Origin of the sequence: Kitasatospora sp. MAA4, from assembly GCF_029893355.1 — a bacterium.
Lineage (GTDB): Bacteria > Actinomycetota > Actinomycetes > Streptomycetales > Streptomycetaceae > Kitasatospora.
Window position 1 is genome coordinate 1 of record NZ_JARZAI010000039.1, and the last position, 24,867, is coordinate 24,867.

Sequence of the window (24,867 nt, forward strand, 5' to 3'; positions counted from 1 at the left end):
CGCAAGACGCTCGACTGGGATACCCCAGCCGAGCGTCTACGTGATCTACTCACCACCTAGAACCAGTGGTGTTGCGACGACCCCTGGAACCCAAGCCCGGCGGGGCCTTCTCGTTTCCCTCTTTGCACTAATGCAGATATCAGTTGCCCCTAGTTCAATCAGGGGCTATTTTTCCAGTCATGACTGCGAAGCATCCCGTCCCCGTCACCCTGACCGGCCGGCACGTCCGCCTCGAACCGCTCAGCCGCGACCACCTGCCCGACCTCTTCGCGGCCGGCGGCGCGGACGAGGAGGTCTGGCGCTGGCTGTCCGGCTCGGCCCCGCAGACCGAACAGGAGCTCGGCGCCCTGCTGGACGGCGTGCTCGGCGAGGTCGAGCGCGGCGAGAGCATCGCCTTCGCCGTCATCCGGCTGGACACCGGCCGCGCGGTCGGCTGGACCACCTACCGGCAGATCAACCCGCACGACGAGTGGCTGGAGATCGGCTGGACCTGGTACGGGCGCGCGGCCTGGCGCACCGCCGTGAACACCGAGTCCAAGCTGCTGCTGCTCGTCCACGCCTTCGAGGAGCTGGGCATGGGCCGGGTGATGTGGAAGACCGACCACCGCAACGAACGCTCGCAGAACGCCATCCGCCGCCTGGGCGCCCACTACGAGGGCACCCACCGCCGCGAGCGCCGCCGCGCCGACGGAACCTGGCGCGACAGCGTCTACTTCTCGATGCTCGCCGACGAGTGGCCGGCCGCCCGACAGCGCCTGACCGCACGGCTCGCCGGCGGATAGAGCCGCACCCCGGCCGGTCACGACCTGAAGGCCTCGCCTCAGTCGTCCTCCGCCACCAGGTGCTCCACGCAGACCGCGATGGCCAGCAGCAGCGGGGTGTCGGCGCCGTCGGCGATCCGCACGCCGTAGTGGTCGCGGATCCGGAACCACGAGCGGGAGACCTCGGCGATCTTGTGGCCGTCCGACTCGACCGTGTACTCCTTGCCGACCAGGTCGCCGTGGATCTCCAGCTCCCCACCGCCGTGCAGCTCCGCGTAGTAGCTGTGGCGGATCGGCGAGAAGAGCTTGCGGCGCACGGTGGCGACCGTGCCGCCGTGCGCGTCCTCGATCCGCATCGCGTCGCGGACCGCGAGCGCCTTCTTGCGGATCACGGCCACCACCCGGCCGCTGTCGTCCTTGAGCTCGAAGGTCTCCCGGATCCGCAGCACCTTGCCGTCCACCAGGAACGCCTTGTGGCCGTGCTCGTCCTCGATCCAGTGGTCGTCGCCGATCCCGAAGACCCGCTCCCTGACCTTGTACTTGATCACGCGCTCGCTCCCGTCGTGGATTGCCACCTGTCACGGGACATCCTGGGCCACGGCGCCGCGATCCGAGCGGACCACGGCGCCTGCGGCGGGCCCTAGTGTCGGACGGCGGCGCGGCGACCCCAGCTGCGCAGCATCAGCCGTCGCCCGGGTCCCTCGACGTAGGTGTGCAGCAGCCAGGCCAGGCTCAGCGCGATCGCGAACGCTGCCGCCGTCACGGCCAGGCCCATCGGCCAGTGCTCCTTGGGGTGCGAGCGGAACGCGTACTCGCCGGTCCGCATCACCAGCAGGTGGATCATGTAGAAGGCGAAGGAGATCTCGCCCAGCTTGACCATGAGCCGACCGCGCCACGGGGACGGCTCCCCCCTGAGGTCGGCCGTCGCGGCCGCGGCGATCAGCGCGGCGAACCCGATCACCGTGCACGCCGTGAACTGGTAGCCGTAGTCGACCTGGCTGGTCAGGAAGTAGCCGAACACGGCCAGGATCAGCGAGACCGCCAGCCCCGGACCGCGCCAGCGCCCGGCCCGGACCACCTCGGCCAGCGCGATGCCGAGCACGAACTCCGGCAGCCGCAGCAGCGGGAAGTAGTAGATGGTCCAGGTGAAGTCGGTCGACAGCGACAGGTGGTGGATCAGCATCGGCATCACCAGCACCGTCGCCGTGCTGAGCGCGGCGACGATGAGGTTCCCGCGCCAGCCCACCCGCCGCAGGCACCACAGGAGCACCGGGAACAGGAAGTAGAAGAACGCCTCGCAGGCCAGCGACCAGCTGACCGGGTTCACGCTCTGGTAGAAGCCGAAGTCCGGGAACCAGGACTGGACCATCAGCAGGTTCGCCGCCAGCTGCGTGTGCAGCGGCTTGGTCATCGGCGCGAAGGTGAAGGCCATCGCCAGCGCGAGCAGGGCCGTCACCACGTGCAGCGGATAGACCCGGGCCAACCGCCGCCGCCAGAACTTCGCGATCCCGGTGCGGCCCGGCGAGGACCAGGCCAGCACGAACCCGGACAGCATGAAGAAGAACGAGACCCCGGTATCGCCCGCCGAGAACGCCCAGTTCACCAGGCTGCCGGCACGGCCGCCGAAGTACTGCACGAGGTTCACGTGGAAGAGGAACACCAGCAGCGCCGCGGTCCACCGCAGCCCCGTCAGCGAGGGGAGCGACACCGGACGCCCGGACGTCGTCGAGACCCCGTCCGGAGTCGACGCTCTCGGACGGACTACCCCTGGGCCAAGGGAACCAGGAAGTGTTGTCGTATTACCTGAACTTGGCACGGGCGGCACGCTAACACGTTCAGCTGAAGATCGTCCCCGTCCGAACTCCGAGGCCGAGCGGAATGCGTCCACAGCCCGATGGGGTTGGATGTGGGCATGGCTTCTCGTGCACGCGTACGCGCCCCTGAACTGGTCGGCGCCGGTGGTTGGCTGAACACCGGCGGTAAGGATCTGACCCTGGCGGACTTCCGGGGGAAGATCGTCATCGCCGACTGCCACTCCCGGAGGCTTTGAAGCGCCACGCGCCCCGCTGACGCCCGAGGAGCACACCGACCGACCTCTTGGCCCCGAGGAGCACGCGCGGCGGGCACGGCTGCTGCGAGACGTGCGCACGGCCAACCAGCAGCGACGCCCGTAACCCGCTGAAAATGATCAGCGTCTCAGCGCAAGGATTGCGAGAATCCCGCAGGAGCCGTGACGACTGGAATCGATCGGCTCGCAGTCGGTGGGGTCGCTCGTTCACGAGGGGGAGGAATGCCATGTTCGAGAACGTCACCGGGCTACAACCCGAGGTCGCCGCGAAGTGGACCGTACTGGTCGAAGAGTGCCGACCCGTGCTCGCGCGCAGTGGGATGGAGGCGGTGCAAGCCCTCCTCGTCCAGCGCGGGACAAGCATCATCCCGGCGATCGCGGTCACGAAGGCGCTGCTCGGATGGGCTGATACCCCGCTGCTGGTCGCCAGGGAGATCGTGGAGACCAGCGCCGCTCGCGCGATAGGTGGCTGACCCGTCACTCCCGCTCCCGGACTGCTTCTGCGGCCCGACGGGGTGGGACACGGCATCTGATGCACAGTCACGCCCCACAGCGGCGGATCAGTCGCGGACCTGGTGCTCCACGCGGTGGCGGATGTACTCATCGGGATGAGACCGAGCGATCGCCACCGCCGCCTCCACGAGGTCATGTAGCTCGGGTGGGAACGCCGACTGCCGGAGAGGCAATCCAGGGAGGATGCACCGCCGGACGTCCAGATCCTCATTGCTCACGAACTCTCGCAGCGCAGTGTCGTACCACTCACGCACGACGACGGATCGGTCGTCGGGCTCTGCCTGGCTCTCTGTGCCCTGGCTCTCCGCCCTCACCTGGGAAAGCCGGAGGGGCAGAGCAGACCAGTACCAGGCCCGCGCAGCGCCCGCCCGTTCCTGGTCGGCGCCCGTCCGCAGGTAGTCGAGCAGCGCGGACTGGACGCGCCAGTGCCCGAACGCGTTCAGGGCCGGCTCGACGAACTGCCGGTTGAAGCTCGGATTGGGGTCGTGGACGGCAGCCTTCATCAGCGCGTCGAAGGATGCCTCGGAAACGATCAGCCCTTGGTGGCAAGCCTCGCGCAGCGCCGCCCGAGCTCGGTGCTCCCACGTCCGCCGATCACCGGCATCCGACTCCGGAGCAACATCGAGCCCAAGCACCCGGACCACATCCGCCAGGCATCGTAGGAACGGCTGCTCTCCGTCCTCCGTACGCTCCGGCAGCGCCATGAATCCCTGCACTGCCCCCGCAGGCATCTCGGTCCCGTTCACAGCCATCTGCCTCTCCCCTGTCGCAAGATTCGCACCGCAGCGTAGACCGAGGCAGCCGGAATGCTTCCCCAGCCCGATGGGGTTGGATGAGGACATGGCTTCTCGTGCACGCGTTCGCGCCCCTGAACTGGTCGGCTCCGGTGGTTGGCTCAACACCGGCGGCAAGGACCTCACTCTTGCCGACCTACGAGGTAAGTGCGTCGTTGTAGACTTCTGGACCTTCTGCTGTATCAACTGCCTCCATGTCCTGGACGAGCTGCGGGAGCTGGAGGAGAAGCACCGCGACACCGTGGTGATCGTGGGGGTGCACTCGCCGAAGTTCGTCCATGAGGCGGACCACCAGGCCGTGGTGGACGCGGTGGCCCGGTACGAGGTGGCGCACCCGGTGCTGGACGACCCCGAGCTGGTGACCTGGAAGCAGTACGCGGTGCGGGCGTGGCCGACGCTGGTGGTGATCGACCCCGAAGGGTACGTGGTCGCCCAGCACGCGGGTGAGGGGCATGCGCACGCGATCGAGCGGCTGGTGGAAGAGCTGGAGGCCGAGCACGCGGCCAAGGGCACGCTGCGGCGCGGGGACGGCCCGTACGTGGCGCCCGAGCCGCAGGCCGGGGAGCTGAAGTTCCCGGGCAAGGCGGTCCGGCTGCCCGGCGGCGGCTTCCTGGTCGCCGACTCCGGTCACCACTCGCTGGTCGAGCTGGCCGAGGACGGCGAGAGCGTGCTGCGGCGGATCGGCGACGGGGTGCGCGGGCTGGTGGACGGCCCGGCCGACAGCGCGCGGTTCAGTGAGCCGCAGGGACTGGCCCTGGTCCCGGCCGACCTGGGGCTGGACTACGACGTGGTGGTGGCCGACACGGTGAACCACGCGCTGCGCGGCGTGCGGCTCGCGGACGGTTCGGTGACCACGCTCGCGGGGACCGGTCGGCAGTGGTGGCAGGGCTCGGCGACCGAGGGCGCCGCCCGCGAGGTGGACCTCTCCTCGCCGTGGGACGTCGCCTGGTTCGACGGCCGGGTGTGGATCGCGATGGCCGGTGTGCACCAGCTCTGGGCGTACGACGCCGTGGCGCGGACCGTGGGCGTCGCCGCCGGGACGACCAACGAGGGTCTGGTGGACGGTCCGGTGGCGGAGGCCTGGTTCGCGCAGCCCTCCGGCCTGGCGGTCTCGGCGGACGGCGGGACGCTCTGGGTGGCGGATTCGGAGACCTCGGCGCTACGCGCTGTTTCACGTGAAACCGGCCTGGTGACCTCGCCGGTGGGCAGCGGGCTGTTCGACTTCGGACACCGCGACGGCGCGGCCGACCAGGCCCTGCTCCAGCACCCGCTCGGCGTCACCGTGCTGCCCGACGGCTCGGTGGCGATCGCGGACACCTACAACCACGCGCTGCGCCGCTTCGATCCGGCCAGCGGCGAGGTCAGCACGCTGGCCACCGACCTGCGCGAGCCCTCGGGCGCCGTACTGGTGGACGGCGACATCGTGGTGGTGGAGTCGGCCCGGCACCGGCTGACCCGGCTGCGGCTGCCCGAGGAGGCGGTGCGCGTCGAGTCCGTCGCCCACCGCACCCAGCGCGCGGCGACCGAGGTGGCCCCCGGCACGTTCCAGCTGGACGTGGTCTTCTCCGCGCCCAGCGGCCAGAAGCTGGACGAGCGCTACGGTCCGTCGACCCGGCTGCTGGTCAGCTCGACCCCGCCGGAGCTGCTCGTCTCGGGCTCCGGCGCGGACAGTGCTCTCGTTCGTGAGCTGGTGCTCTCGGACCAGGTGACCGAGGGCGTTCTGCACGTCTCGGCGATGGCCGCGTCCTGCGACGACGACCCCGAGATCGAGTACCCGGCCTGCCACGTGCACCAGCAGGACTGGGGCGTGCCGGTGAAGCTGGTCGCCGGTGGCGCGACCCGGCTGCCGCTGGTGCTGGCCGGGATGGAGTGACGCAGCGAGGGGGCGGTACCCGTGCGGGTACCGCCCCCTCGCGCCGGTGGGCCGGTCAGCCCTCCAGGAACGCCTTGATCGCACTGGCCAGCAGGTACGGGTCGTCGGCGCCGCAGAGCTCGCGGGACGAGTGCATGGAGAGCGCCGCGATGCCGCAGTCCACCGTGGTGATACCGAGGCGGGCGGCGGTGATCGGGCCGATCGTCGTGCCGCAGGGCATCGCGTTGTTGGAGACGAAGGTCTGCCACGGCACGCCGGCCCGCTCGCAGGCGGCGGCGAAGACGGCCCGCCCGACGCCGTCCGTCGCGTAGCGGTTGTTGACGTTGACCTTGAGCATCGGGCCGCCGTTGGGCATCGGCTGGTGGCCGGGCTCGTGCCGCTCGCTGTAGTTCGGGTGGACGGCGTGGCCCATGTCCGAGGAGAGGCAGATCGTGCCGGCCAGCGCCCGGGCGCGGTCCTCCGCCGTACCGCCGCGCGCGAAGACGCTGCGGTCGAGCACGTTGCCCAGCAGCGGGCCCTGTGCGCCGGTGTCCGACTCGCTGCCCGTCTCCTCGTGGTCGAAGGCCGCGAGCACCGGGATGTACGGCAGCTTGGCGCCCCCCGCGGTGACGGCCGCGGCGAGTGCGGCGGTGGCCGCGTGCACCGAGAGCAGGTTGTCCAGTCGCGGGGCCGCCAGCAGGTCGCGGTCCTTGCCCAGGTAGGACGGCGCCTGGACGTCATGGGTCATCAGATCCCAGCCCGCCACATCGGAAGCGTCCACTCCGGCACGCTCGGCGACGTAGGAGATGAGCGACCCCTCGTCCACCTGGCCGATACCCCAAATCGGCGTCAGATGGCGCTGCTTGTCCAGCTTCAGGCCGTCGTTGACCTGGCGGTCGAGGTGGATCGCCAGCTGCGGAACCCTCAGCAGCGCCTCGTCCAGCTGCACCAGCCGCGTCGACCCGTCGCGCAGCACCAGTCGACCGGACAGCCCCAGGTCACGGTCGAGCCAGGTGTTCAGCGGCACGCCGCCGTAGATCTCCACCGCCACCTGCCGCCAGCCGGCCGAGCCGGTGTCGGGGACCGGCTTGACCCGCAGGTTGGGCGAGTCGGTGTGCGTCCCGACCACGCGGAACGGCGTCTCCGGCCGGGCCCCTTCCGGCACATACCAGGCGATCAGCGCGCCGCCTCGGATGACGTACCGCCCACCGGCCGTGCCCTCCCACGCGTCGGTCTCCGCGACCTGGCGGAAGCCCGCCTTCTCGAGCCGCTCGGCCGCACCGGCCACCGCGTGGTACGGGGACGGGGCAGCCGCCAGATAGGTGATCAGGTCGTCGGTGTGAGTCCGGTCGAAGTAGACCGGTCGGTCGGCGGTCGACATGCTGCTCCTGGGTCGAGGGATTGCGGAGAGCCGGTGGGGAGGGGCTTCCCATCCCTGAGCATATGCCCGTACACCGACAGGACTGTCAAACGTCCGATCGGGTCATCACACTCCGAGCACCGACCGGAACCGCCCGTCGCGATCACCCGGCGCGGGCACCCGCAGCGGGCACCCGCGGCGGGCACGAAAAGCCCGGAGGGGGCCGAGCGCTGTGCGCAGGGCCCCCTCCGGGTGAGGGTGGGTCAGGCGGTCCGACGGACCTGACGGAGGACTAGAACGCCTCTTCGGCCAGGTCCATGATCTCGTTGTCGACACCCTCGGCGATCAGGCGCTGCGGCGTGATCGTCGGCAGGATGTTGCGGGCGAAGAAGCGGCCCGCGGCGACCTTGCCCTGGTAGAAGGCGACGTCCTTGGCGGAAGCGCCGGCCTCCAGCTTGGCGAGGGCGACGGCGGCCTGACGCAGCAGCAGCCAGCCGATCACCACGTCGCCGGAGACCATCAGCAGGCGGGTGGTGTTGAGGCCCACCTTGTACATGTTCTTGACGTCCTGCTCGACCGAGGACAGGTCGGCGAGCAGCTTGCCGACGATGGCCTCCAGGTCGCCGGCCGCCTTGGCGAGCAGCTCGCGCTCGGCCGCCAGGGCGTCGCCGCCCTCACCGGCAGCGAGGAACTTCTGGATCTGCTCGGAGACCGAGGTGAGCGCCTGGCCGCCGTCCTTGACGATCTTGCGGAAGAAGAAGTCCAGGCCCTGGATCGCGGTGGTGCCCTCGTAGAGGGTGTCGATCTTGGCGTCCCGGATGTACTGCTCGATCGGGTACTCCTGCAGGAAGCCGGAGCCACCGAAGGTCTGCAGGGACTGGGCGAGCTGCTCGTAGGACTTCTCCGAGCCGTAGCCCTTGACGATCGGCAGCAGCAGGTCGTTCAGGCTCTCGGCGGCCTTGTCCTCCTCGCCGCGCAGGCGGGCGGCGAGCAGGTCGTCCTGGACCGAGGCGGTGTAGAGCACCAGGGCGCGCATGCCCTCGGCGTACGCCTTCTGCGTCATCAGCGAGCGGCGGACGTCCGGGTGGTTGGTGATGGTGACGCGGGGGGCGGCCTTGTCCATGAAGTTGGAGATGTCGGCGCCCTGCACGCGCTCCTTGGCGTACTCCAGCGCGTTCAGGTAGCCGGTGGAGAGGGTGGCGATGGCCTTCGTGCCGACCATCATCCGGGCGAACTCGATGATCTTGAACATCTGGCGGATGCCGTCGACGCTCTCGCCGACCAGCCAGCCCTTGGCCGGGTGCTTGGCGCCGAAGGTCATCTCGCAGGTGTTGGACGCCTTGAGGCCCATCTTGTGCTCGACGTTGGTGGCGTAGGCACCGTTGCGCTCGCCGAGCTCGCCGGTCTCCCAGTCGAAGTCGAACTTCGGGACGATGTAGAGGCCCAGGCCCTTGGTGCCGGGCTTGCCGCCCTCGGGGCGGGCCAGCACCAGGTGGATGATGTTCTCGGACATGTCGTGCTCGCCCGAGGTGATGAAGCGCTTCACACCCTCGATGTGCCAGCTGCCGTCGTCCTGCTTGATCGCCTTGGTGCGGCCGGCGCCGACGTCGGAGCCCGCGTCGGGCTCGGTCAGCACCATGGTGGCGCCCCACTGGCGGTCGACCATCAGCTTGGCGACCTTGGCCTGCTCCTCGGTGCCCTCCTCGTAGACGACGCCGGCGAAGGCCGGGCCGGAGGAGTACATCCAGATGGCCGGGTTCGAGCCGAGGATCTGCTCGGCGTAGGCCCAGATCAGCGAGGACGGGGTGACCTGGCCGCCGATCGCCTCCGGGATGCCCAGGCGCCACCACTCGGCGTCCATGTAGGCCTGGTAGCTCTTCTTGAACGCGGCCGGGATCGGCGCGGTGTTGGTCTCCGGGTCGAAGACCGGCGGGGTACGGTCGGTCTCGGCGAACGAGGCGGCAAGGTCGTTCTCCGCCAGGCGCGAGATCTCGCTCAGGATGTTCTTCGCGGTGTCGACGTCCATGTCGGCGAACGGACCGGTGCCGTACACCTGGTCGCGACCGAACACCTCGAAGAGGTTGAACTCCACGTCCCGCAGGTTGGACTTGTAGTGACCCATGGCCGTTTCTCCGGTTCGTCGCTTCGGTTCGTCGCTTCCGGGTGCGTCGTTCCGTATCCGGACGCCCTTACCCGCCAGTAGACATCATGATGCTACCGGTTAGTAACTTCTTCAACCCCTTCGGCGTTAATCCGACGTGAACGTAGTCACGTCCCGACAGTCACATCCCAGCGCGCCTTGTCCGCATCGGCCGCCGCACAAGGAGGTCCGGGCCCGCTAGCCTGTCCGTGTGTACGGCTACGAGCAGAGCGCACCCGGCGCGAACGGCGGCTACCCCGGCGACCCCTACCAGCAGGCGGGGCAGCAGGGTATGAACGGCATGTACGGACAGCCGGGCTACGACGGACAGGGCGGCGGCGCCGGCGGGGTCGGAGGATACGGCGAGCAGCCGCAGTCCGCCGGTCAGTCGCTCTACCCCGAGCCCTCGCCGCCCTCGCTGGCGGACGCCGTGCGGGCCTTCACCACCGGGTCGATGCCGGTGGAGGACTTCCAGGCCATCTTCATCACCTCGAAGGTGCACTGCCCGCGCGGTGAGCGGCCCGGCTTCCTGGCACTGCACAACACCCCGACGCCGGTGATCCCGATGTTCAGCTCGCTCAAGGAGCTGCGGCGCTACGCGGGCAAGGAGTCGAAGCACTTCACCGTCTCCGGTGCCGAGGTGCTGGACCTGCTGCCGACCGGGTACGGCTTCGCGCTGGACATGGAGGGCGAGCACCGGATGGTGTTCGACGCCAAGGCGGTCGAGCAGATGGTCGACTTCACGATGCGGCGGATGTACGGCTGAGGGTCTGGCGACCCGGCCGACTGGAGCGGTGATCACAATCGAGAGCAGTGCTCTTGATTCAGATCGCCGCTCTTTTGCGTGCACCGCGCTCCAACGAGAGCACTGCTCTCATCTTGGAGCAGCGCTCTCGTCTCCATATGGTTGAAGTTTCAACTTGCTTCTTGTTGATGATTGAACTAATCTCCTGGATGTAGGCCACAGACTCCCGAAGGAGGCCGACATGCCCGCCGTGACCGTCGACAACCCGCTGACCCTCCCGCGCGTCGCCACCCCCGACCCCACCGTCACGACGCATCGGCCGGTCCTGGCGGTTTCCACCGCACCCGAGGGCTTCGAGGGTGAGGGGTTCCCGGTCCGCCGGGCGTTCGCGAAGATCAACCAGAAGTACCTCGACCCGTTCATCATGATGGACCAGATGGGCGAGGTGGATTACGCGGCCGGTGAGCCCAAGGGCACCCCCTGGCACCCGCACCGCGGCTTCGAGACGGTCACCTACCTGCTCGACGGCACCTTCGTCCACCAGGACTCGCACGGTGGCGGCGGAGTCATCAGCGACGGGGACACCCAGTGGATGACGGCCGGCTCCGGACTCCTGCACATCGAGAGCCCGCCGGAGTCGCTGGTCATGTCCGGCGGCCTGTTCCACGGGTTGCAGCTCTGGGTGAACCTGCCGGCCGCGGACAAGATGATCGCCCCGAAGTACCAGGACATCCGCGGCAAGAACGTGAAGCTGCTCGCCTCGGCGGACGGCGGCGCGCTCGTCCGACTCATCGCCGGTGACATCGCGGGCCACCAGGGCCCCGGCGCCACGCACACGCCCATCACGATGATCCACGTGTCCGTGAACCCCGGCGCCCAGATAACGCTGCCCTGGCGGCCCGACTTCAACGCCCTGGCGTACGGCCTCGCCGGCAGCGGCTCGGCCGGCATCGAGCGGCGCCCGTTCCACCGGGGACAGTCCGTCGTCTTCGGCGAGGGCGACTCCCTCACCATCCGGGCCGACGACACGCAGGACTCCCGCAACGCCAACTTCGAGGTGGTGCTCCTCGGCGGCGAGCCGATCCGGGAGCCGGTGGCTCACTACGGTCCGTTCGTGATGAACAGTCACCGCGAGCTCCAGCAGGCGATGGAGGACTTCCAGGCCGGGCGTCTGGGGACCATCCCGACTGCATAAGCCCTGGCGGGTGGCACCGACGCGGCAAGGACTCGGGTGATCGTTCCGGTTGGCCGGCGCTGCCGGAACGGTCACCCGGTCGCACAGAGCGGCTGCGGAAGTTGTGTCGCTGAAGAGCGGCTTCTAGCTTCCGTGAGATGTTGGAAGGCGATCTGACCGTGGCTCAGGGCGACCGGGACCGTCGCCCGAAGGGGTGATGGACGATGACCGCCAGGGAACCCGTCGAGGAGACCAACCTCGACCGCTACGGCAACCCGCCGCTGCCGTGGAGCAGGGCCGACCGAGCGCTGGGCACCGCGATGCCGAGCCCGGCCGTCACGTCCTTCCTCGGGACGGTCAGGCCGGACGGACGTCCGTGCGCCGCGGGCGTCGGGGCCGTGTGGCTCGACGCCGACCTGTACTTCACCAGCAGCCCCGATGCGCGCAAGGCCCGCAATCTGGCGGCGAATCCGGCGTGCACGTTCTCGGTGCGGCTGGAGGACATCGACATCGTGGCCGAGGGTGAGGCCGCGCGGGTCACCGACGAGGAGACGCTGAAGAAGCTGTCGGCCATCTATCGGGAGGCGGGGTGGCCCGCCCAGGTGGAGGGTGACGGGCTCACCGCGCCTTTCAGTGCCCCCAGCGCCGGCCCGCCGCCGTGGCATCTGTACCGGATGCGGATCAGCACCGTCTTCGGCGTCGCGTCCCGCGAACCCCATGGTGCGACCCGATGGCGGTTCGCCGACTGAGGGGCAAACCTGACGGCGCGTTGGGTTCCGGCGCCGCATCGCTGGTAATGCTGCCGTCACCGCAAGGCGCGGAGCGCCGGGCATGGCGCAGGAAACGGAGCGCACACCGTGGCAACGTGGAACTGGAGTGACGCAGGCGGGCCGGACGACCTGATGGTGGTCAGGTCGGTGGAGATGCAGCCCGATCCGCCCGCCGACCCTCGGCACACGCAGATCGTCATCAACGCGGATGCGCAGCGGATGTTGGAGGACGGCGCGTATCTCGACGTCACCGTCAGGCTCGGGCGGGTGAAGCTGGTCGCGCACACCTTCGACCTGCTGAAGGAGCTCCAGGCGAGCGGATCGGTGTCGGAGTGGCAGCACTACATCGCCCCGGGACCGGTGGCGATCGCCTTTCCACCGCTGCGCTCGCTGCTGGGCGACGCCCGGGAGGGGAGGTACGTGGTGCTGGTGAACGCTCATACAGCGGAGGACGAGTTGATGGCTTCGGTGTACGTCACGGTCGACTTCGGGGCCGGTGAGGCCTGGAAATAGGCGGGTGAGCCCGAGGGGACGTCTGTAGGGTTCTGCCGTGATCCAGGACGGCGAATCAATGCGGGGCGGCCTCTCGATGGTACGCCGTGAAGGCGAGACCATCCGCCGGCCCTGGCGCGCGTGGACCCCCGCGGTGCACGAACTGCTGCGCCACCTCGAACGGGTCGGATTCTCCGGCGCGCCGCGCGTGCTGGGTGGCGACCCCGAGCAGGGCGAGGAGGTCGTGTCGCTGCTGCACGGCGAGGTCGGGCTGTACCCGTGGCCGCAGGCACTCCTCGCCGACGAGGGCGTACGTGCGCTCGGACGGTGGCTGCGCGACTACCACGAGGCCGTACGCGACTTCCGGCCCTCACCGCAGGCCGTGTGGTGCGACGGCGAGGCCCGCTGGCGACCCGGGCTGATCATGCGCCATGGAGACCTCACCAGCTGGAACTCGGTCTGGGCGGACGACCAGTTGGTGGGTTTCATCGACTGGGATCTGGCCATCCCCGGCGACGCCCTGGACGATCTCGCGCAACTGGCCTGGTACAGCGTGCCGCTGCGCCTTCCCGACCGCCAGCGCAGGGTCGGCTACGGCCAGGCCGGCGCACCGCTCGCGCGACGGCTCCACCTGCTGTGCGCTGCCTACGGCGCGGACCCGGCCGATGTCCTCGACGCCCTGGCCCGGTTGCAGCGGGACGAGACCCAGCGGATCGCCCGCCTGGGCCCACTCGGCGAGGATCCCTGGGCCTCGTTCCTGCGCCAGGACTTCATCCCGGAGATCGAGGAAGAACGCTCCTGGGCACTGGGCCGGCGCGACGAACTCCTGGGCCACGCATGACCGAGGAACCCACCTACCTGGCCGCCGTCCGGCAGTCGTACGACACCGTCGCCGCCGACTACGCCGAACTCGTCAATGCCCCAGGCGCGTTGGACCCCCTGGCACGTGCGATGCTGGCCGCCTTCGCCGAACTCGTGCAGGCCTCCGCCGATCGCGGACCGGTCGCGGACCTGGGATGCGGCCCCGGGCACCTGACGGCGTACCTGGCCGCGCTGGGGGTGTCCGCCTTCGGCGTCGACCTGTCGCCGACGATGATCTCTCTGGCCCAAGAGGCCTACCCGGAACTGCACTTCGCCGTGGGATCGATGACCGCGCTGGACCTCGGGGACGGCGAACTCGGCGGCATCCTGGCCCACTACTCCACCCACCACACTCCGCCGCAGTGGCTGCCGACGGTGTTCGCCGAGTTCCACCGCACGCTGGCCCCCGGTGGCCGGCTGATGCTGGCCGGCTACGTCGGGGACGACGAGCACGTGCGTCCGACGCAGGCGTACGGCAGTCACCCGGTGTCCTACGAGTCGCACCTGCTGCCGCTCGACCGGCTCGCCCAACTGCTGGGCGAGGCCGGTCTCGTCGTCACCACGCGGGTGCTCCAGGAACCGGACGAGGGGATGCGGCGACGGCATGCGTGCCTGCTGGCGAGGAAGCCCGAGGCGTCCTCGGGGCACGCCTGATCGCTACCACCAGCCGGTTCGATATTCGGTCCAGGTCCGACCGATCGCCGCCATGTCGGCCTGGTAGCCGCGCAGGTACGGCACCCCGGTCGGGGCGGGGAGCCGGGAGCTGCGTTCCCAGTAGCCGGCCTGGGCGGCGGCGAACGACGTGATCGCAGCGGGTGGGGCGTCGGCCCACGCGGGCAGGTCCGCGATCAGGGCTTCGGCCTGGGCCGGGGTATGGCCGGCGCGGATCAGTTGCGGGACGAGGAAGGCCGGGTCGAGCCACGCGGCCCCCTGGTGGAGGTGGGCCCAGTCGACAGCGAGGGCGTCGCCGTCGCGCATGAGCATGTTGTCGGCCCGCAGGTCCACATGGAGGAGACAGTCTCCGCCGGACTCGCCGAGCCAGTCCCGCTCGACGGCTGCCAACTGCTCCAGGTGGCGTGCGGACCACGGGTCGAGGTCGGCCAGCTGGTCCGCAAGCGCCTGCCAGCCATGGAAGCCGCCTCCGAGGACAGCGGCGACGGTCGGAGCGTCGGGGATCGGGGACGGGCTGACGGTCTTGGGGAGTTGGTCGAGCAGCCGCATCACGGCAGGGAGGTCGGCCGATCCCGGACGAAGGTCGGGGTGGCCACCGGCGATGTCCTCGAAGGCCATCAGCAGCCACCCGCCCGCCTCCCAGGAGTCGATCATCCTCGGCACGGGGACCACGGGGACCACGGGGGCCTGGCGGCGAAGGCTGCGGTTGATCGCCGCTTCGTCGGCGTACATCGAGTGAACGGGATGGTCGGTGGCGGCGCCCTTGAGGAACACCGCCCGGCCGTCGGCGAGCGTGGCGCGGACTGCGAGGCCTGGGCTGAATCCGCCGGTCTGGGTCCGGGCGTTGGCGACGGGTGAGCCCAGGACTGCCTGCACGGAGTCTCGTACCGGCAGCGGGAGTTCATCCCAGGAGGGCCTCACGGAGGTTCGCGAGGAGAGATCGTCTGTGGTCACGGTACCTTCCTGATTCGTGGTGACGGGGTGAGGTCGTCCGGCGGCCCGTTCAGGCGCTCTCCGCCAGCTGGCCGTCGGCCGGGCGGCAGCGCGGGCAGGCGCAGGGCGGCCAGACGCTGGAGATCTCGATCGCGCCCGGGCGCAGGGAGATCGTCCGTTGGGAGATCTCGACGTGGTGGCCGGTGGGGGTGATGCGGTAGGCGCGCAGGGTCATGGCGCTGCACTTGGAGGACTTCATCGGATTTGATTCCCTTGGCACAGTGGGCAGTTGGGCCAGCCGAGCGGACAGCTCGGGCGGGCCGGACGGAGCAGGCGCCAGAACCGGGTTTCGACACTCTCAGTAGTCGGCATGTCCGGATCCTCTGGTGATGAGGTCCGCCAGCCGTTCTGCGATGTCGGGCCGCACGGCCCCGAGTTCGATCAGCACGACCCCCGTCAGGGCGGACTGGTGATCGGGCCCGAGGGAGGGCAGGACGAGTTCGGCGAGGCCGAGCGCGGCGCGGAGTCGGGTGAGGGCTCGATCGGCACGTTCTCGCTGGTCGCGGAGGTGTCGGTTCAGCTCGGAGGTCATGGCGGTCCGTTCTGGGCTCTACTCGATGGGGTGACTATGACTGACTGTGCATCAATCGTCGCCCTGCGCACGTACGCTGAGGAGGGGTGGGCGGATAAAGCGGATCCAGTTATGAGGAGGCGTCGCCACGATGACCGCAGAGACCGAAGGACCGGACCCGACGACGTCACTCCTCGCGTTCTTCGGATCGGAGGCCCACCGGCTGCGGACGGAGGCGGGCTGGTCGCAGCTGGAGACGGCGAAGAAGGCGTTCGCCACCCAGGCGATGATCAGCTACATCGAGTCGGCGAAGCGGGTACCGAGCGCGGAGTTGGCGGCAGGGCTGGACGTGGCGTTCGGTACCGGGGGCCACTTCATGCGGCTGCATCCGCTGGTGCTGCGGTATGCGTATCCGAGCTGGTTCCTGCCGTATGTGGAGTTGGAGCGGGATGCTTCATCGATCCATACGTTCGAAGCTCAAGTCGTCCCCGGCCTGCTACAGACTGAGGGGTACGCGCGAGCCATGTTCGGCGCAGTGCGGCCGGACAACCTGGACGACTTGGTCGCCGCCCGGTTGTCACGACAGGCAGTACTTGAGCGCGAGGATCGCCCGCGTGCCTGGTTCGTCATTGATGAACAGGTGCTGCGCAGGGCGATCGGTGGACCGGCGGTGATGGCAGGTCAGCTAGAACGGCTGCTGAAGGCGGGTGCACATCCCCGAACCGTCATCCAGGTGATCCCTGAACGGGTAACGGCACACGCCGGATTGGCCGGCCCCTTCACGATCATGGGTTTCACCGAGGGGGTGGATGTGCTCTATGTGGACGGCTACTCCCAGGGCCGACTAGGCACCGACGCAAGCGAGGTCGCCGGCGCAACACATGCCTATGATCTGCTCAGAGCCGTAGCCCTCTCACCCGAAGAGTCGGCCGAGCTGATCGGCGCACGTCTGGAGGACCTGAGCAGATGATCACCTGGCACAAGAGCAGTCACAGCAGCACCAACGGCGGCAACTGCGTCGAGATCGGCGTCGGGGAATCTGCTGTTGTTCCGGTCCGTGACTCCAAGGACCCGCACGGGCCCGCGCTGATCTTTCCTACCGACGCCTTCTCGGCGTTCATCGACGGCGTCAAGAGCGGTGTGTTCGGCGATATCTGACTCATGCGTGTTCTCTTCAGTTCCACCGAGGGCTCTGGTCACTTCAATCCGCTACTGCCGTTCATCGACGCGTGTGTTGCGCGCGGGGACGACGTACTCCTCGTGGTGCCGCCGAAGTTGGTGACCGTTGCCTCGAAGCTGGGGGTTCCGTTCCGGGTGGGGGCGGAGCCAGCTGCGGAGGCCAGCGGAGAGCTCTGGCGGCGGTTTCCCCAAGTGTCCCCGGACGAGGCCGCGGTGCTTGCGAACCGGGAGTTCTTCGGGCGGCTCTGCACTGCGGCGATGCTGCCCGCGGTGGAGACCGCGTGTCGTGAGTGGCGGCCCGACCTGATCCTGCACGAGCCGTGCGAGTACGCCTCGGCGGTGGTCGCCGCGCGGCACGGGATACCGCAGGCGCAGGTCGGGATCTCGCTGGCGGCGATCGAGGCGTCCTCGCTCGGCCTGGCCGAGCCCGCGCTGGCTCGGTACGGCCACGAGACCGTCGAACGGCTGCGCTCGGCACCGTACTTGACGCGCTTCCCGGCTTCGCTCGACCCGTCGCCGTTCGCCGCCACCCGGCGTTTCAGGGAGACAGGAGAGAAGACCGAGCCGTTGCCCGACTGGTGGGGCGGGAGCACCGCGCCGCTGGTCTACCTCACCTTCGGCAGCGTCGTGAGCAGCAGCCCGGCCGCCGCCGCCGCGTTCCGGACGGCGCTGGACGCGGTGGACGGGCTGCCCGTGCGGGTGCTGCTCACCGTCGGGCGGGCCGTCGACCCGGCGGCGCTCGGCCCGGTGCCCGCCAACGTGCACGTGGAGCCGTGGGTCCCGCAGGCGGACGTACTCGGCAGCGCCGACGTGGTGGTGTGCCACGGCGGCTCGGGCACCACGTTCGGCGCGCTGGCTGCCGGGGTGCCGCTGGTCGTCGTCCCGCTCTTCGCGGACCAGCCCGCGAACGGCCGACTGGTGGAAGCGGCCGGTGCCGGCCTGCTCGTGGCGCCCAGCGGCGGCGCACCGGGCACGATGGGTGTGCCGGGCCCGGACGACGTGCCGCGGATCCGGGCCGCCGTCGAGGCGGTGCTCGCGGACGCGTCGTACCGCGCAGCAGCGCAACGGATAGCGGCGGAGGTGGGGATGCTGCCGACCGTCGGCGAGGTACTGGGCGAGGTTCAGAGCCTGGCGTAGAGGGCGGTGGCGTCGTCGTGGGGCTTGCTGCGCGGCCAGCGTTCGCAGCGCGGGTCGGCCTCCTCCGCCTCGCGGACCCGGGCGATCAGCGCGCCGGGGCCGGTCTCGGCCATCAGGCGCAGCGCCGCCGGCCAGTCGCCGAGGGCGAAGCGCTCGGTGTAGCGGCTCGCGCCGTCGCTAAGGGCGGCCAGCGCGCGCAGCCGGTCGAGTCGGACGAAGCCCGTCTCGGCGTGCCCGGCCGCCTTCGGGGAGGCGGCCGCGATCCACGGCCCGTCGCCGGTGTTGCGCACGGCCCGGACGGCCAGCGCGTACCGCAGGTGCAGCGCGGCGCGCTCGGCGGTGCCGAGCTCGGCCTGCCAGACCGACCGGAGCAGGCTCTCCCCCGCCGAGAACTCCTGGTTGTCGCCGATCACCCGCGGCGGACCGGAGGACGGTTCCAGGACGAGCAGCGAGTCGCCGAGCACCAGGTACTCCAGCGAGCGGCCGTGCTTTCGGGCAGCGACCACCATCGCGGCAGGCGTGTTCGGATGCGCCAGGTCGCAGCGACCGCCGTGCAGGGCGGCGGTCTCGGCGATGGCGTCGGCCAGGCACTCGGCGATGTCGCGGTCCGAGCGGTCGGTCATCCGGGCCAGCAGGTGCACGCCGAGCCGGCGCACGTACCAGGCGGTGCCGTGCCGGCAGCCCGACTCCATGCCCGCCGGTGAACTCGACCCGTCGAGCAGCACCAGTGCCTCCGGCGAGGCAGTGGCGAAGTCCTCGCTCTCCGCGTCCGGCCGCTGTGCGTGCCCTGCCAGTTGTACCTGCATGCCGCCAGTCTGCGGTGCCGGGTGCGCCCCGGCACAGACCTCGGCGAATGATCCCTCGAACGGGGACATCCCGGTGAATCGCGCGGTGGCGCGGCTGCCGATCTGCCCATAGCGTCGCAATACGGACTGAATGCTGGTACGAGAGTTTCGGGAGTGCATCATGTGGTGGCAGGCCATCGTCGTTGCCTTGGCAGCGTTCTGTTTTCCGACCGCCGTACTTCTGTTCTTCATCGGCGGACCGCAGTACCGCGATCAGCAGCACTGAGTAGCGTCCAGCAGCGCTGAGCGGCTGCGGCGCTCTGTGAGGCACGCCGGAAATCTGACGCCGGGTCCACTCCCGGACATGACACAGTGGCAGCAGCACGACCAGAAGTCCGCCCCGCCCAGGAGGTCCCGTATGAGCAGCGACGCAGCAGCAGTGGAGAACGACGAGAACCCCGAGACGCCTGCGGCTGCCGGCCAGGACGACGTGAAGGCCAAGTTCCTGGCCGCGCTGGAGCGCAAGCAGGGTGTGAAGAGCGACGGTTCGGGCGGTGGCCCGGGCGGCGACTCCAAGATCCACGGTGCCCACGGCGCCGAAGGTGGCAAGCGCACCTTCCGTCGCAAGAGCGGCGGCTGAGCACCACCTGAAGGGGGGACCGGCAGGAGCTGCCGGTCCCCCCTTTTTCACGCCCGGGACTCCCCCGTGACCCCAGGCGCGAGCGGGCAGGTGGTCAGGGGCGGGCCGGGGCCCAGGCCGGGTCGCGGCCGAGCAGGGCCAGGGCGCGGTCGAAGTCCGAAACGTCGCCGGCCGGGCCGACGGCCGGACCGACGACCGGACCGAAGGCCCGGCCCGGGGCGCGGGACTCCGGGGTCGTCGGCACCTGCCGGGAGATCCGCAGCAGTAGTGCCGCGAGGTCGTCCGGGCAGTCCAGCGGTACGCCGAGGGCGGCCGCGACGTCCCAGCCGTGGACCAGCGTGTCGACGAAGTGGAACCCGATCGCCTGCTCGGCCGGGAAGGCGTGGCCGGGCAGGACCTCCGGGATCAGGAACGGCCGGCCGCTCTTCACCGCCGTGCCGAAGGCACTGAAGAGCTCGTCCGCCGAGGCGGCGAAGGCGGCACCGACCGGGCCGTCGCCGACCTCCCGGTCGGCCCAGACGGCGAGGTCGGCGCCGCGGCCGAGGGCCGCCTGCGCGAAGCCGTGGTTCTGGCCGAGCATGTGGGCCAGCAGGCGGCGAAGCATCCACCCGGCGCACGGGGTCGGCAGGTCGAGGTGCTCGGGACGGACCGCGTCCAGTGCCGGCTGGACGAGTGCGAGAGCGCGGAGATGGGCAGTGCGAATGCCGGATTCCATGGCCGAGACGTTAGCACGATCGATCGGTCAGTTTCAGGATTCGGCCGAAACGAGAAGTGCGCGCCCGCGCTCACTCCGCCGGCAGCAGCGACTCGTCCGCCGCCTCCGAGCGGAGCAGCAGCAGCACCGAGCGGCGGGCCCGCGCGTACACCGCCTCGTCGTCGTGCAGCAGGGACATCGCGTTGGCGTACTCCAGGAAGCTGACCAGCTCGAAGGTCAGCTGTTCGAGATCCGCATCCGGGTGCAACTCCCCTGCCGCGAGGGCCGATTCGAGGAAGTCCAGGACGGTCCGGTGCCAGGCCCGGCTGCCGGCCGCCAGCGCGTCGCGGACCCGTCCGGGCTGGGCGTCGAACTCCGCGCCGACCGCGTAGAAGAAGCAGCCGCCCGCGAACACCCGGGTGCGGGAGTACTCCAGCCAGCGCAGGCAGAGCTGCCAGAGCCGCCCGACCCCGGCCGGAAGCTCCAGTACCGGCTCCACCACCTGGTCCAGGTAGATCCGTTGGGCCGCCCGGACGGTGGCCAGCTGGAGTTCCTCCTTGGAGCCGAAGAGCGCGAAGACCCCGCTCTTGCTCAGCTCCAGCTCGGTGGCCAACCTGCCGAGCGACAGCCCTGCGAGCCCCTCGACCGAGGCGATCTCGGCCGCCCGGCCGAGCACCAGGCGGCGGGTCTCGTTGCCCTTCTGGACCCGCCCGTCCGTCGTGGGATCGGTCACGTCCACCACCGTCCTCCGTGTGACTGCCTTTCGGGCCAGCGTAAAGCCTGATACGGATGGTCCGGCACCGTGCAGACCCACACCCTCAGGAGACCCGCATGTCCGGCAGGCCCGCACGCTCCGGTGGACCCGACCCGCTCGACCTGCTCGCGGTGAGCGATCTGCTCTCCGACGAGGAGCGGATGATCGGCGACACCGTCCGACGCTTCGCCGACGACCGGATCCGGCCGAACATCGGCGACTGGTTCGAGCAGGGCGTCTTCCCGGCCCGCGAGATCGCGCCGGAGCTCGGCGCGCTCGGGCTGCTCGGCATGCACCTGGACGGCTACGGCTGCACCGGGTCCTCCGCGGTGGCGTACGGCGTCGCCTGCCTGGAGCTGGAGGCGGCCGACTCGGGGCTGCGCAGCTTCGTCTCGGTGCAGGGCTCGCTCGCGATGCGCGCCATTCACGCCTTCGGCTCCGAGGAGCAGAAGCAGCAGTGGCTGCCGGGCATGGCGGCCGGCCGGACCATCGGCTGCTTCGCCCTGACCGAACCGGACTTCGGCTCGGACCCGGCCGGAATGCGCACCACCGCCCGCCGCAAGGGCGCGGACTGGGTGCTCTCCGGGAGCAAGATGTGGATCACCAACGGCAGCATCGCGGACGTCGCGGTGGTCTGGGCGCAGACCGAGGAGGGCGTGCGCGGCTTCCTCGTGCCGAGCGGCACCCGCGGCTTCACGGCGCACGACATCCACGGCAAGCTCTCGCTGCGCGCCTCGGTCACCAGCGAGCTGGCCTTCGACGAGGTGCTGCTGCCCGCCGACGCGGTGCTGCCCGGCGTCACCGGCCTGCGCGGCCCGCTCTCCTGCCTGAACGAGGCGCGCTACGGCATCCTGTGGGGCACCGTGGGCGCCGCCCGCGACTGCTACTCCTCCGCTCTGGACTACGCCAAGAGCCGGGTGCAGTTCGGCCGGCCGATCGCGGCCTTCCAGCTCACCCAGGAGAAGCTGGTCGAGATGGCGCTCAAGCTGGAGCAGGCGTACCTGGTCGCCTGGCGGGTCGGCCGGCTCAAGGACGAGGGCAAGTCCCGTGCGGCGCACGTGAGTTTCGGCAAGCTCAACAACGTCCGCACGGCGCTGGAGATCGCCCGCAGCGCGCGGACGGTGCTCGGCGCGAACGGCATCACGACGGCGTACCCGGTGCTGCGGCACGCCAACAACCTGGAGTCGGTGCTGACGTACGAGGGGACCAGCGAGATCCACACGCTGGTGCTGGGCGAGGCCATCACCGGTGAGGCCGCGTACCAGTAGCGAGGCCCTCCGCGGGCGGGCACGTCAGGGCAGGTAGTCCTGCCGGTCGTGCTCGTCCGCGAGGAACGGCACCGACTGCAGCCACACGACCCCGCAGGCGCGGCAGCAGGGCTCGGCGGTGCGGCCCCACTCGGTCGGTTCCAGGGTCGGGCCCTCGGCCGGGACGTCCTGTCCGCACAGGGCCTTGCCGGTGGCGGTGGGCACCATGTGCCACCGCTTCACGGGGCCGCTGGGGCCCTGATCGCCGTACTCCGCGCGCATGTGATGCAACATGCTTCCACAGTGCTCCCGAGTCGCCGCAGATGCCACTGCTGACCACTGTCAGCGCACGAGCGAGCCGTGCAGGCGCAGCCGGGCGATGCCGCCGTCGGGGAAGACGTCCAGGCGGGCGTGGGTGAGCGGGCGGGCGGCGCCGTCCAGGACGAAGCGGTGCACGGAGTCCGGGCTCAGCCGGGTCCGGGGGACCAGCTCGAACCAGTCCCCGGCCGCGGCCGGGTCGGCGGGGTCGGCGCCGCTGCTCGCGTCGAAGCCGGAGAGCGCGGCCCAGCCGGCGGCGTTGCCCACGTAGTTGGCGGTGTCGATCTCGACCGCCCGGACCACGCCGCGCCCGGCCAGCCGCAGGCGGACCCAGTCGTGGCCGCCGTCGCGGCGGCGGCGGTTCTCCCAGCCCTCGCCCATCTCGCGGGAGCGGCCGGGCAGGATCAGGTTGACCGGCGGGGAGAAGAACCGGTCCGAGGCGTCCTCCACCGAACCGCCGTACTCCAGGGCCGCCAGGTCGAAGGTGTCGAGCGCGGCCAGCCAGCCCTGGTCGGGGCGGGACTCGCCGTGCACACGCAGCCGGGCGATGCCGCCGTCCGGGTACTGCTTGAGCCGCAGGTGGGTCCAGCGGCCCTGGTCGGTGACCGTGAAGCCGTTGGCGGCGTGGCCGCGGACGGCGCTGCGCGGGACGATCTCCCGCCACGGGGTGTCCGCGGCCAGCAGCTCGGCCGGACCCGGGGTGCCGGGGAGCTCCACCGCCTCGACGCTGATCTGCTGCGGGTAGTTGCCGCGGAAGTGCGCGGTGTCCACGACGATGCCGCGGATCACCCCCGGGAGGCCGAGGCGGATCAGTACCCAGTCGTGGTCGTCGGCGGTGGGGTGCGGCCGTGCGGTGTCGGCGCCGCGCCGGCGGCGGGTCTCCCAGCCGTCCATCAGCTGGCCCTTGGGGCCGAAGGTGTGCGGCTGGAAGACGGCCGGCGCGGGCAGCAGCAGGTTCTCGCGCTCGGCGAAGAGTTCGTCGTTGGCGGCGATCACCCCGGCTCCCAGGCGGCGGTCGGCCAGGTCGACGAGGTCGGTGAAGGAGAGGTCGTCGGTGGTGTCGTCGTAGTCGGCGTAACCGGTGAGGTGCTCGTAGCTCGTCATGGCTCTCACTCTGCTCCGCCGCGACGTTTCAGGTCCATCTCAAGTTTCTGACCAAATCGTTCATTTTGACTTCACAATCTCGGCCAGCACCCGGCGCAGCGGCGGGGCCTGCTCGGTACCGACCCGGACGGCGGCCACCACCCGGCGACTCGGCAGGTCCGCCGGGAGCGCGCGGACCACCACGCCGGGGCTCTCGCCCGCCCGGGAGAGCAGCCGCGGCACCAGCGCCACGCCCAGGCCCGCGCCGACCATGGCCAGGATCGCCGCCCAGTCGGCGGCGGTGTGCGCCCGCTCGGGGACGAAGCCCGCGTCCGCGCAGGCCCCCAAGGTGATCTCCCGCCAGGGGCCGCTACCGCCGAAGATCCACGGGTCGTCCGCGAGTTGGGCCAGCCGCGGACCGGCGGCGGTGGCGAGCGGATGACCCACGGGCAGGGCGACGTCCAACGGGTCGTCCAGCAACGGGATCTGGACCAGCCGGGGATCCTCGGCGACGGACCCGCGCACACTCAGCGAGACCGACAGGTCCACCTCGCCGCAGGCCAGCAGCTCGAACGCCTCCGCCGCCTCCGCCTCCACCAGCCGCACCACGAGCCGCGGCGCGCTCTCCCGCAGCCGGGCCACCGCCGGAACCACCAACCCGGTGATCGCGGTCGCGAACGCCCCGATCCGCACCTCGCCCGCCTCGCCGTGCAGATAGCCCGCCAACTCCGCCTCAGCCTGCTCCAGTTGGCCGAAAACCCGGTCCGCATGCCGCAGCACCAGCCGGGCCGCACTGGTCAACCGCACCCGCCGCCCGTACGGTTCCAGCATCGGAGCACCCAACTGCCGCGACAGCAGCGAGAGCTGCTGCGACACGGCGGACGGCGTCATGCTCAGCCGGGCCGCCGCCGCGGTGACGGTCCCGCACTCGTCCAGCGCCCGCAGAATGCGCAGCTTCTTGAGGTCCCAGTCGGTCATCGCGCCAGCGTAGGCATTGCCACCGCCATCGTCACACCTCTCACTGCCCTCGCGGGAATCCATGAGGAGCCGGCAGAGGAGCCAGAGGTCCCGGTCGCCACTACGACGGCTATCCGCGTCGCATGTGGGCACTGTCCCGGGCCACTGGCGACACCACTATGGAGGGCATCCACCAGCACCGCCCGGACCTGCCCGACTTCGACGCAGGCCGGACAGCCGCAGGAGGCAGGAGGCGGGCCCGCCCGACCCGTGAGCCAGACGAGGGTCCGGCTTGTGGCGTCAGGGCCGCTTGCCGCGCCCAGGTGCCCGCTCCGGCGCCAGGCCGGGACGGGGCACTTTCCCACGG

The 24,867-nt window shown here is 70.4% G+C and carries 29 protein-coding genes; 15 read left to right on the forward strand and 14 right to left on the reverse strand.

Features of this window, described 5'->3' with window-relative positions:
• Positions 1-179: 179 nt before the first annotated feature.
• Positions 180-782, forward strand: coding sequence for a GNAT family protein (locus P3T37_RS33595; protein WP_280727729.1), 603 nt, complete (start codon positions 180-182; stop codon positions 780-782).
• A 38-nt stretch (positions 783-820) separates the two neighbouring features.
• Here P3T37_RS33595 and P3T37_RS33600 read toward each other — a convergent pair whose 3' ends face one another.
• Together P3T37_RS33600 and P3T37_RS33605 are read right to left on the reverse strand one after the other, a co-directional pair.
• Positions 821-1,306, reverse strand: a complete 486-nt coding sequence (locus P3T37_RS33600) for an LURP-one-related family protein (protein WP_280727784.1) — start codon at positions 1,304-1,306, stop codon at positions 821-823.
• A gap of 95 nt (positions 1,307-1,401) precedes the next feature.
• Positions 1,402-2,469 (reverse strand): acyltransferase, encoded by a 1,068-nt coding sequence (locus P3T37_RS33605; RefSeq protein WP_280727730.1) that lies wholly within the window; start codon positions 2,467-2,469, stop codon positions 1,402-1,404.
• A gap of 204 nt (positions 2,470-2,673) precedes the next feature.
• Between P3T37_RS33605 and P3T37_RS33610 the strand changes: the two genes are divergently transcribed.
• Positions 2,674-2,811 carry a hypothetical protein gene (locus P3T37_RS33610; RefSeq protein ID WP_280727731.1) on the forward strand — a complete coding sequence of 46 codons (138 nt, stop codon included), beginning with the start codon at positions 2,674-2,676 and terminating at the stop codon, positions 2,809-2,811.
• 245 nt (positions 2,812-3,056) lie between these two features.
• The gene (locus P3T37_RS33615) at positions 3,057-3,302 is read left to right on the forward strand and encodes a hypothetical protein (protein ID WP_280727732.1); all 246 of its coding nucleotides are present in this window, start codon (positions 3,057-3,059) and stop codon (positions 3,300-3,302) included.
• An 87-nt stretch (positions 3,303-3,389) separates the two neighbouring features.
• On the opposite strand, the gene P3T37_RS33620 is transcribed toward P3T37_RS33615, so the two are convergent.
• The gene (locus P3T37_RS33620; protein ID WP_280727733.1) at positions 3,390-4,094 is read right to left on the reverse strand and encodes a hypothetical protein; all 705 of its coding nucleotides are present in this window, start codon (positions 4,092-4,094) and stop codon (positions 3,390-3,392) included.
• A gap of 88 nt (positions 4,095-4,182) precedes the next feature.
• On the opposite strand from P3T37_RS33620, the gene P3T37_RS33625 reads away from it, so the two are divergent.
• On the forward strand, positions 4,183-6,009 hold the full coding sequence (locus tag P3T37_RS33625; RefSeq protein ID WP_280727734.1) for an NHL domain-containing thioredoxin family protein: 1,827 nt from the start codon (positions 4,183-4,185) through the stop codon (positions 6,007-6,009).
• 55 nt (positions 6,010-6,064) lie between these two features.
• Here P3T37_RS33625 and P3T37_RS33630 read toward each other — a convergent pair whose 3' ends face one another.
• Together P3T37_RS33630 and P3T37_RS33635 are read right to left on the reverse strand one after the other, a co-directional pair.
• Positions 6,065-7,369: a M18 family aminopeptidase gene (locus P3T37_RS33630; protein WP_280727735.1), complete on the reverse strand. Its 1,305-nt coding sequence runs from the start codon at positions 7,367-7,369 to the stop codon at positions 6,065-6,067.
• 271 nt (positions 7,370-7,640) lie between these two features.
• Positions 7,641-9,470, reverse strand: a complete 1,830-nt coding sequence (locus tag P3T37_RS33635; protein WP_280727736.1) for an acyl-CoA dehydrogenase — start codon at positions 9,468-9,470, stop codon at positions 7,641-7,643.
• Between the two features lie 319 nt (positions 9,471-9,789).
• Between P3T37_RS33635 and P3T37_RS33640 the strand changes: the two genes are divergently transcribed.
• The 6 genes from P3T37_RS33640 (at position 9,790) to P3T37_RS33665 (ending at position 14,184) form a co-directional block, all read left to right on the forward strand.
• Positions 9,790-10,254 carry an SseB family protein gene (locus tag P3T37_RS33640; protein ID WP_280727785.1) on the forward strand — a complete coding sequence of 155 codons (465 nt, stop codon included), beginning with the start codon at positions 9,790-9,792 and terminating at the stop codon, positions 10,252-10,254.
• Between the two features lie 220 nt (positions 10,255-10,474).
• Complete coding sequence (locus tag P3T37_RS33645; RefSeq protein ID WP_280727737.1) at positions 10,475-11,428, forward strand: pirin family protein; 954 nt, start codon at positions 10,475-10,477, stop codon at positions 11,426-11,428.
• Between the two features lie 203 nt (positions 11,429-11,631).
• Entirely contained in the window at positions 11,632-12,156 is a 525-nt protein-coding gene (locus P3T37_RS33650; RefSeq protein WP_280727738.1) for a pyridoxamine 5'-phosphate oxidase family protein, read from the forward strand.
• Positions 12,157-12,264: 108 nt separating this feature from the next.
• Complete coding sequence (locus P3T37_RS33655; RefSeq protein WP_280727739.1) at positions 12,265-12,690, forward strand: hypothetical protein; 426 nt, start codon at positions 12,265-12,267, stop codon at positions 12,688-12,690.
• Between the two features lie 76 nt (positions 12,691-12,766).
• Positions 12,767-13,510, forward strand: coding sequence for a phosphotransferase (locus P3T37_RS33660; protein ID WP_280727740.1), 744 nt, complete (start codon positions 12,767-12,769; stop codon positions 13,508-13,510).
• Positions 13,507-14,184 carry a class I SAM-dependent methyltransferase gene (locus tag P3T37_RS33665; protein ID WP_280727741.1) on the forward strand — a complete coding sequence of 226 codons (678 nt, stop codon included), beginning with the start codon at positions 13,507-13,509 and terminating at the stop codon, positions 14,182-14,184. Before P3T37_RS33660 ends, P3T37_RS33665 begins: the two co-directional genes overlap by 4 nt.
• A gap of 3 nt (positions 14,185-14,187) precedes the next feature.
• Here P3T37_RS33665 and P3T37_RS33670 read toward each other — a convergent pair whose 3' ends face one another.
• The 3 genes from P3T37_RS33670 to P3T37_RS33680 form a co-directional block, all read right to left on the reverse strand.
• A complete protein-coding gene (locus P3T37_RS33670) occupies positions 14,188-15,156 on the reverse strand; it encodes a phosphotransferase (protein ID WP_280727742.1) in 969 nt (322 codons plus the stop codon).
• Between the two features lie 49 nt (positions 15,157-15,205).
• Positions 15,206-15,394, reverse strand: a complete 189-nt coding sequence (locus P3T37_RS33675; protein ID WP_280727743.1) for a hypothetical protein — start codon at positions 15,392-15,394, stop codon at positions 15,206-15,208.
• A 99-nt stretch (positions 15,395-15,493) separates the two neighbouring features.
• Positions 15,494-15,727, reverse strand: a complete 234-nt coding sequence (locus P3T37_RS33680; RefSeq protein ID WP_280727744.1) for a hypothetical protein — start codon at positions 15,725-15,727, stop codon at positions 15,494-15,496.
• A gap of 130 nt (positions 15,728-15,857) precedes the next feature.
• On the opposite strand from P3T37_RS33680, the gene P3T37_RS33685 reads away from it, so the two are divergent.
• The 3 genes from P3T37_RS33685 to P3T37_RS33695 all read left to right on the forward strand — a co-directional run bounded on the left by P3T37_RS33685 (position 15,858) and on the right by P3T37_RS33695 (position 18,022).
• Complete coding sequence (locus tag P3T37_RS33685; RefSeq protein WP_280727745.1) at positions 15,858-16,676, forward strand: helix-turn-helix transcriptional regulator; 819 nt, start codon at positions 15,858-15,860, stop codon at positions 16,674-16,676.
• Positions 16,673-16,864, forward strand: coding sequence for a DUF397 domain-containing protein (locus tag P3T37_RS33690; RefSeq protein ID WP_280727746.1), 192 nt, complete (start codon positions 16,673-16,675; stop codon positions 16,862-16,864). Before P3T37_RS33685 ends, P3T37_RS33690 begins: the two co-directional genes overlap by 4 nt.
• 213 nt (positions 16,865-17,077) lie before the next feature.
• Entirely contained in the window at positions 17,078-18,022 is a 945-nt protein-coding gene (locus P3T37_RS33695; RefSeq protein ID WP_280727747.1) for a nucleotide disphospho-sugar-binding domain-containing protein, read from the forward strand.
• Here P3T37_RS33695 and P3T37_RS33700 read toward each other — a convergent pair.
• Positions 18,007-18,828, reverse strand: a complete 822-nt coding sequence (locus P3T37_RS33700) for a protein phosphatase 2C domain-containing protein (protein WP_280727748.1) — start codon at positions 18,826-18,828, stop codon at positions 18,007-18,009. The genes P3T37_RS33695 and P3T37_RS33700 overlap by 16 nt on opposite strands.
• 397 nt (positions 18,829-19,225) lie before the next feature.
• Here P3T37_RS33700 and P3T37_RS33705 point away from each other — a divergent pair, with 397 nt between their 5' ends.
• Positions 19,226-19,447 (forward strand): DUF5302 domain-containing protein, encoded by a 222-nt coding sequence (locus tag P3T37_RS33705; RefSeq protein WP_280727749.1) that lies wholly within the window; start codon positions 19,226-19,228, stop codon positions 19,445-19,447.
• Positions 19,448-19,541: 94 nt separating this feature from the next.
• Here P3T37_RS33705 and P3T37_RS33710 read toward each other — a convergent pair whose 3' ends face one another.
• Both P3T37_RS33710 and P3T37_RS33715 read right to left on the reverse strand, forming a co-directional pair.
• Positions 19,542-20,162, reverse strand: a complete 621-nt coding sequence (locus P3T37_RS33710; RefSeq protein WP_280727750.1) for a TIGR03086 family metal-binding protein — start codon at positions 20,160-20,162, stop codon at positions 19,542-19,544.
• 70 nt (positions 20,163-20,232) lie between these two features.
• Positions 20,233-20,874: a TetR/AcrR family transcriptional regulator gene (locus P3T37_RS33715; RefSeq protein ID WP_280727751.1), complete on the reverse strand. Its 642-nt coding sequence runs from the start codon at positions 20,872-20,874 to the stop codon at positions 20,233-20,235.
• Positions 20,875-20,972: 98 nt separating this feature from the next.
• Here P3T37_RS33715 and P3T37_RS33720 point away from each other — a divergent pair, with 98 nt between their 5' ends.
• The gene (locus tag P3T37_RS33720; RefSeq protein WP_280727752.1) at positions 20,973-22,163 is read left to right on the forward strand and encodes an acyl-CoA dehydrogenase family protein; all 1,191 of its coding nucleotides are present in this window, start codon (positions 20,973-20,975) and stop codon (positions 22,161-22,163) included.
• A gap of 24 nt (positions 22,164-22,187) precedes the next feature.
• Here the strand turns inward: P3T37_RS33720 and P3T37_RS33725 are convergent, their stop codons facing one another.
• Genes P3T37_RS33725 through P3T37_RS33735 form a run of 3 tightly spaced genes read right to left on the reverse strand, consistent with a single transcriptional unit; the run spans position 22,188 to position 24,521 of the window.
• Positions 22,188-22,436, reverse strand: a complete 249-nt coding sequence (locus tag P3T37_RS33725) for a hypothetical protein (protein WP_280727753.1) — start codon at positions 22,434-22,436, stop codon at positions 22,188-22,190.
• Positions 22,437-22,484: 48 nt separating this feature from the next.
• Complete coding sequence (gene alc / locus P3T37_RS33730; protein ID WP_280727754.1) at positions 22,485-23,564, reverse strand: allantoicase; 1,080 nt, start codon at positions 23,562-23,564, stop codon at positions 22,485-22,487.
• A 60-nt stretch (positions 23,565-23,624) separates the two neighbouring features.
• Positions 23,625-24,521, reverse strand: a complete 897-nt coding sequence (locus tag P3T37_RS33735) for a LysR family transcriptional regulator (RefSeq protein ID WP_280727755.1) — start codon at positions 24,519-24,521, stop codon at positions 23,625-23,627.
• Positions 24,522-24,867 lie beyond the last annotated feature (346 nt).

Coding starts and splice junctions, on each gene's coding strand:
- P3T37_RS33595 (WP_280727729.1), top strand. CDS start 180: ATGACTGCGAAGCATCCCGTCCCCGTCACCCTGACCGGCCGGCACGTC.
- P3T37_RS33610 (WP_280727731.1), top strand. CDS start 2,674: ATGGCTTCTCGTGCACGCGTACGCGCCCCTGAACTGGTCGGCGCCGGT.
- P3T37_RS33615 (WP_280727732.1), top strand. CDS start 3,057: ATGTTCGAGAACGTCACCGGGCTACAACCCGAGGTCGCCGCGAAGTGG.
- P3T37_RS33620 (WP_280727733.1), bottom strand. CDS start 4,094: ATGGCTGTGAACGGGACCGAGATGCCTGCGGGGGCAGTGCAGGGATTC.
- P3T37_RS33625 (WP_280727734.1), top strand. CDS start 4,183: ATGGCTTCTCGTGCACGCGTTCGCGCCCCTGAACTGGTCGGCTCCGGT.
- P3T37_RS33630 (WP_280727735.1), bottom strand. CDS start 7,369: ATGTCGACCGCCGACCGACCGGTCTACTTCGACCGGACTCACACCGAC.
- P3T37_RS33635 (WP_280727736.1), bottom strand. CDS start 9,470: ATGGGTCACTACAAGTCCAACCTGCGGGACGTGGAGTTCAACCTCTTC.
- P3T37_RS33640 (WP_280727785.1), top strand. CDS start 9,790: ATGTACGGACAGCCGGGCTACGACGGACAGGGCGGCGGCGCCGGCGGG.
- P3T37_RS33645 (WP_280727737.1), top strand. CDS start 10,475: ATGCCCGCCGTGACCGTCGACAACCCGCTGACCCTCCCGCGCGTCGCC.
- P3T37_RS33650 (WP_280727738.1), top strand. CDS start 11,632: ATGACCGCCAGGGAACCCGTCGAGGAGACCAACCTCGACCGCTACGGC.
- P3T37_RS33660 (WP_280727740.1), top strand. CDS start 12,767: ATGGTACGCCGTGAAGGCGAGACCATCCGCCGGCCCTGGCGCGCGTGG.
- P3T37_RS33665 (WP_280727741.1), top strand. CDS start 13,507: ATGACCGAGGAACCCACCTACCTGGCCGCCGTCCGGCAGTCGTACGAC.
- P3T37_RS33675 (WP_280727743.1), bottom strand. CDS start 15,394: ATGAAGTCCTCCAAGTGCAGCGCCATGACCCTGCGCGCCTACCGCATC.
- P3T37_RS33680 (WP_280727744.1), bottom strand. CDS start 15,727: ATGACCTCCGAGCTGAACCGACACCTCCGCGACCAGCGAGAACGTGCC.
- P3T37_RS33685 (WP_280727745.1), top strand. CDS start 15,858: ATGACCGCAGAGACCGAAGGACCGGACCCGACGACGTCACTCCTCGCG.
- P3T37_RS33690 (WP_280727746.1), top strand. CDS start 16,673: ATGATCACCTGGCACAAGAGCAGTCACAGCAGCACCAACGGCGGCAAC.
- P3T37_RS33700 (WP_280727748.1), bottom strand. CDS start 18,828: ATGCAGGTACAACTGGCAGGGCACGCACAGCGGCCGGACGCGGAGAGC.
- P3T37_RS33705 (WP_280727749.1), top strand. CDS start 19,226: ATGAGCAGCGACGCAGCAGCAGTGGAGAACGACGAGAACCCCGAGACG.
- P3T37_RS33710 (WP_280727750.1), bottom strand. CDS start 20,162: ATGGAATCCGGCATTCGCACTGCCCATCTCCGCGCTCTCGCACTCGTC.
- P3T37_RS33720 (WP_280727752.1), top strand. CDS start 20,973: ATGTCCGGCAGGCCCGCACGCTCCGGTGGACCCGACCCGCTCGACCTG.
- P3T37_RS33725 (WP_280727753.1), bottom strand. CDS start 22,436: ATGTTGCATCACATGCGCGCGGAGTACGGCGATCAGGGCCCCAGCGGC.
- alc (WP_280727754.1), bottom strand. CDS start 23,564: ATGACGAGCTACGAGCACCTCACCGGTTACGCCGACTACGACGACACC.
- P3T37_RS33735 (WP_280727755.1), bottom strand. CDS start 24,521: ATGACCGACTGGGACCTCAAGAAGCTGCGCATTCTGCGGGCGCTGGAC.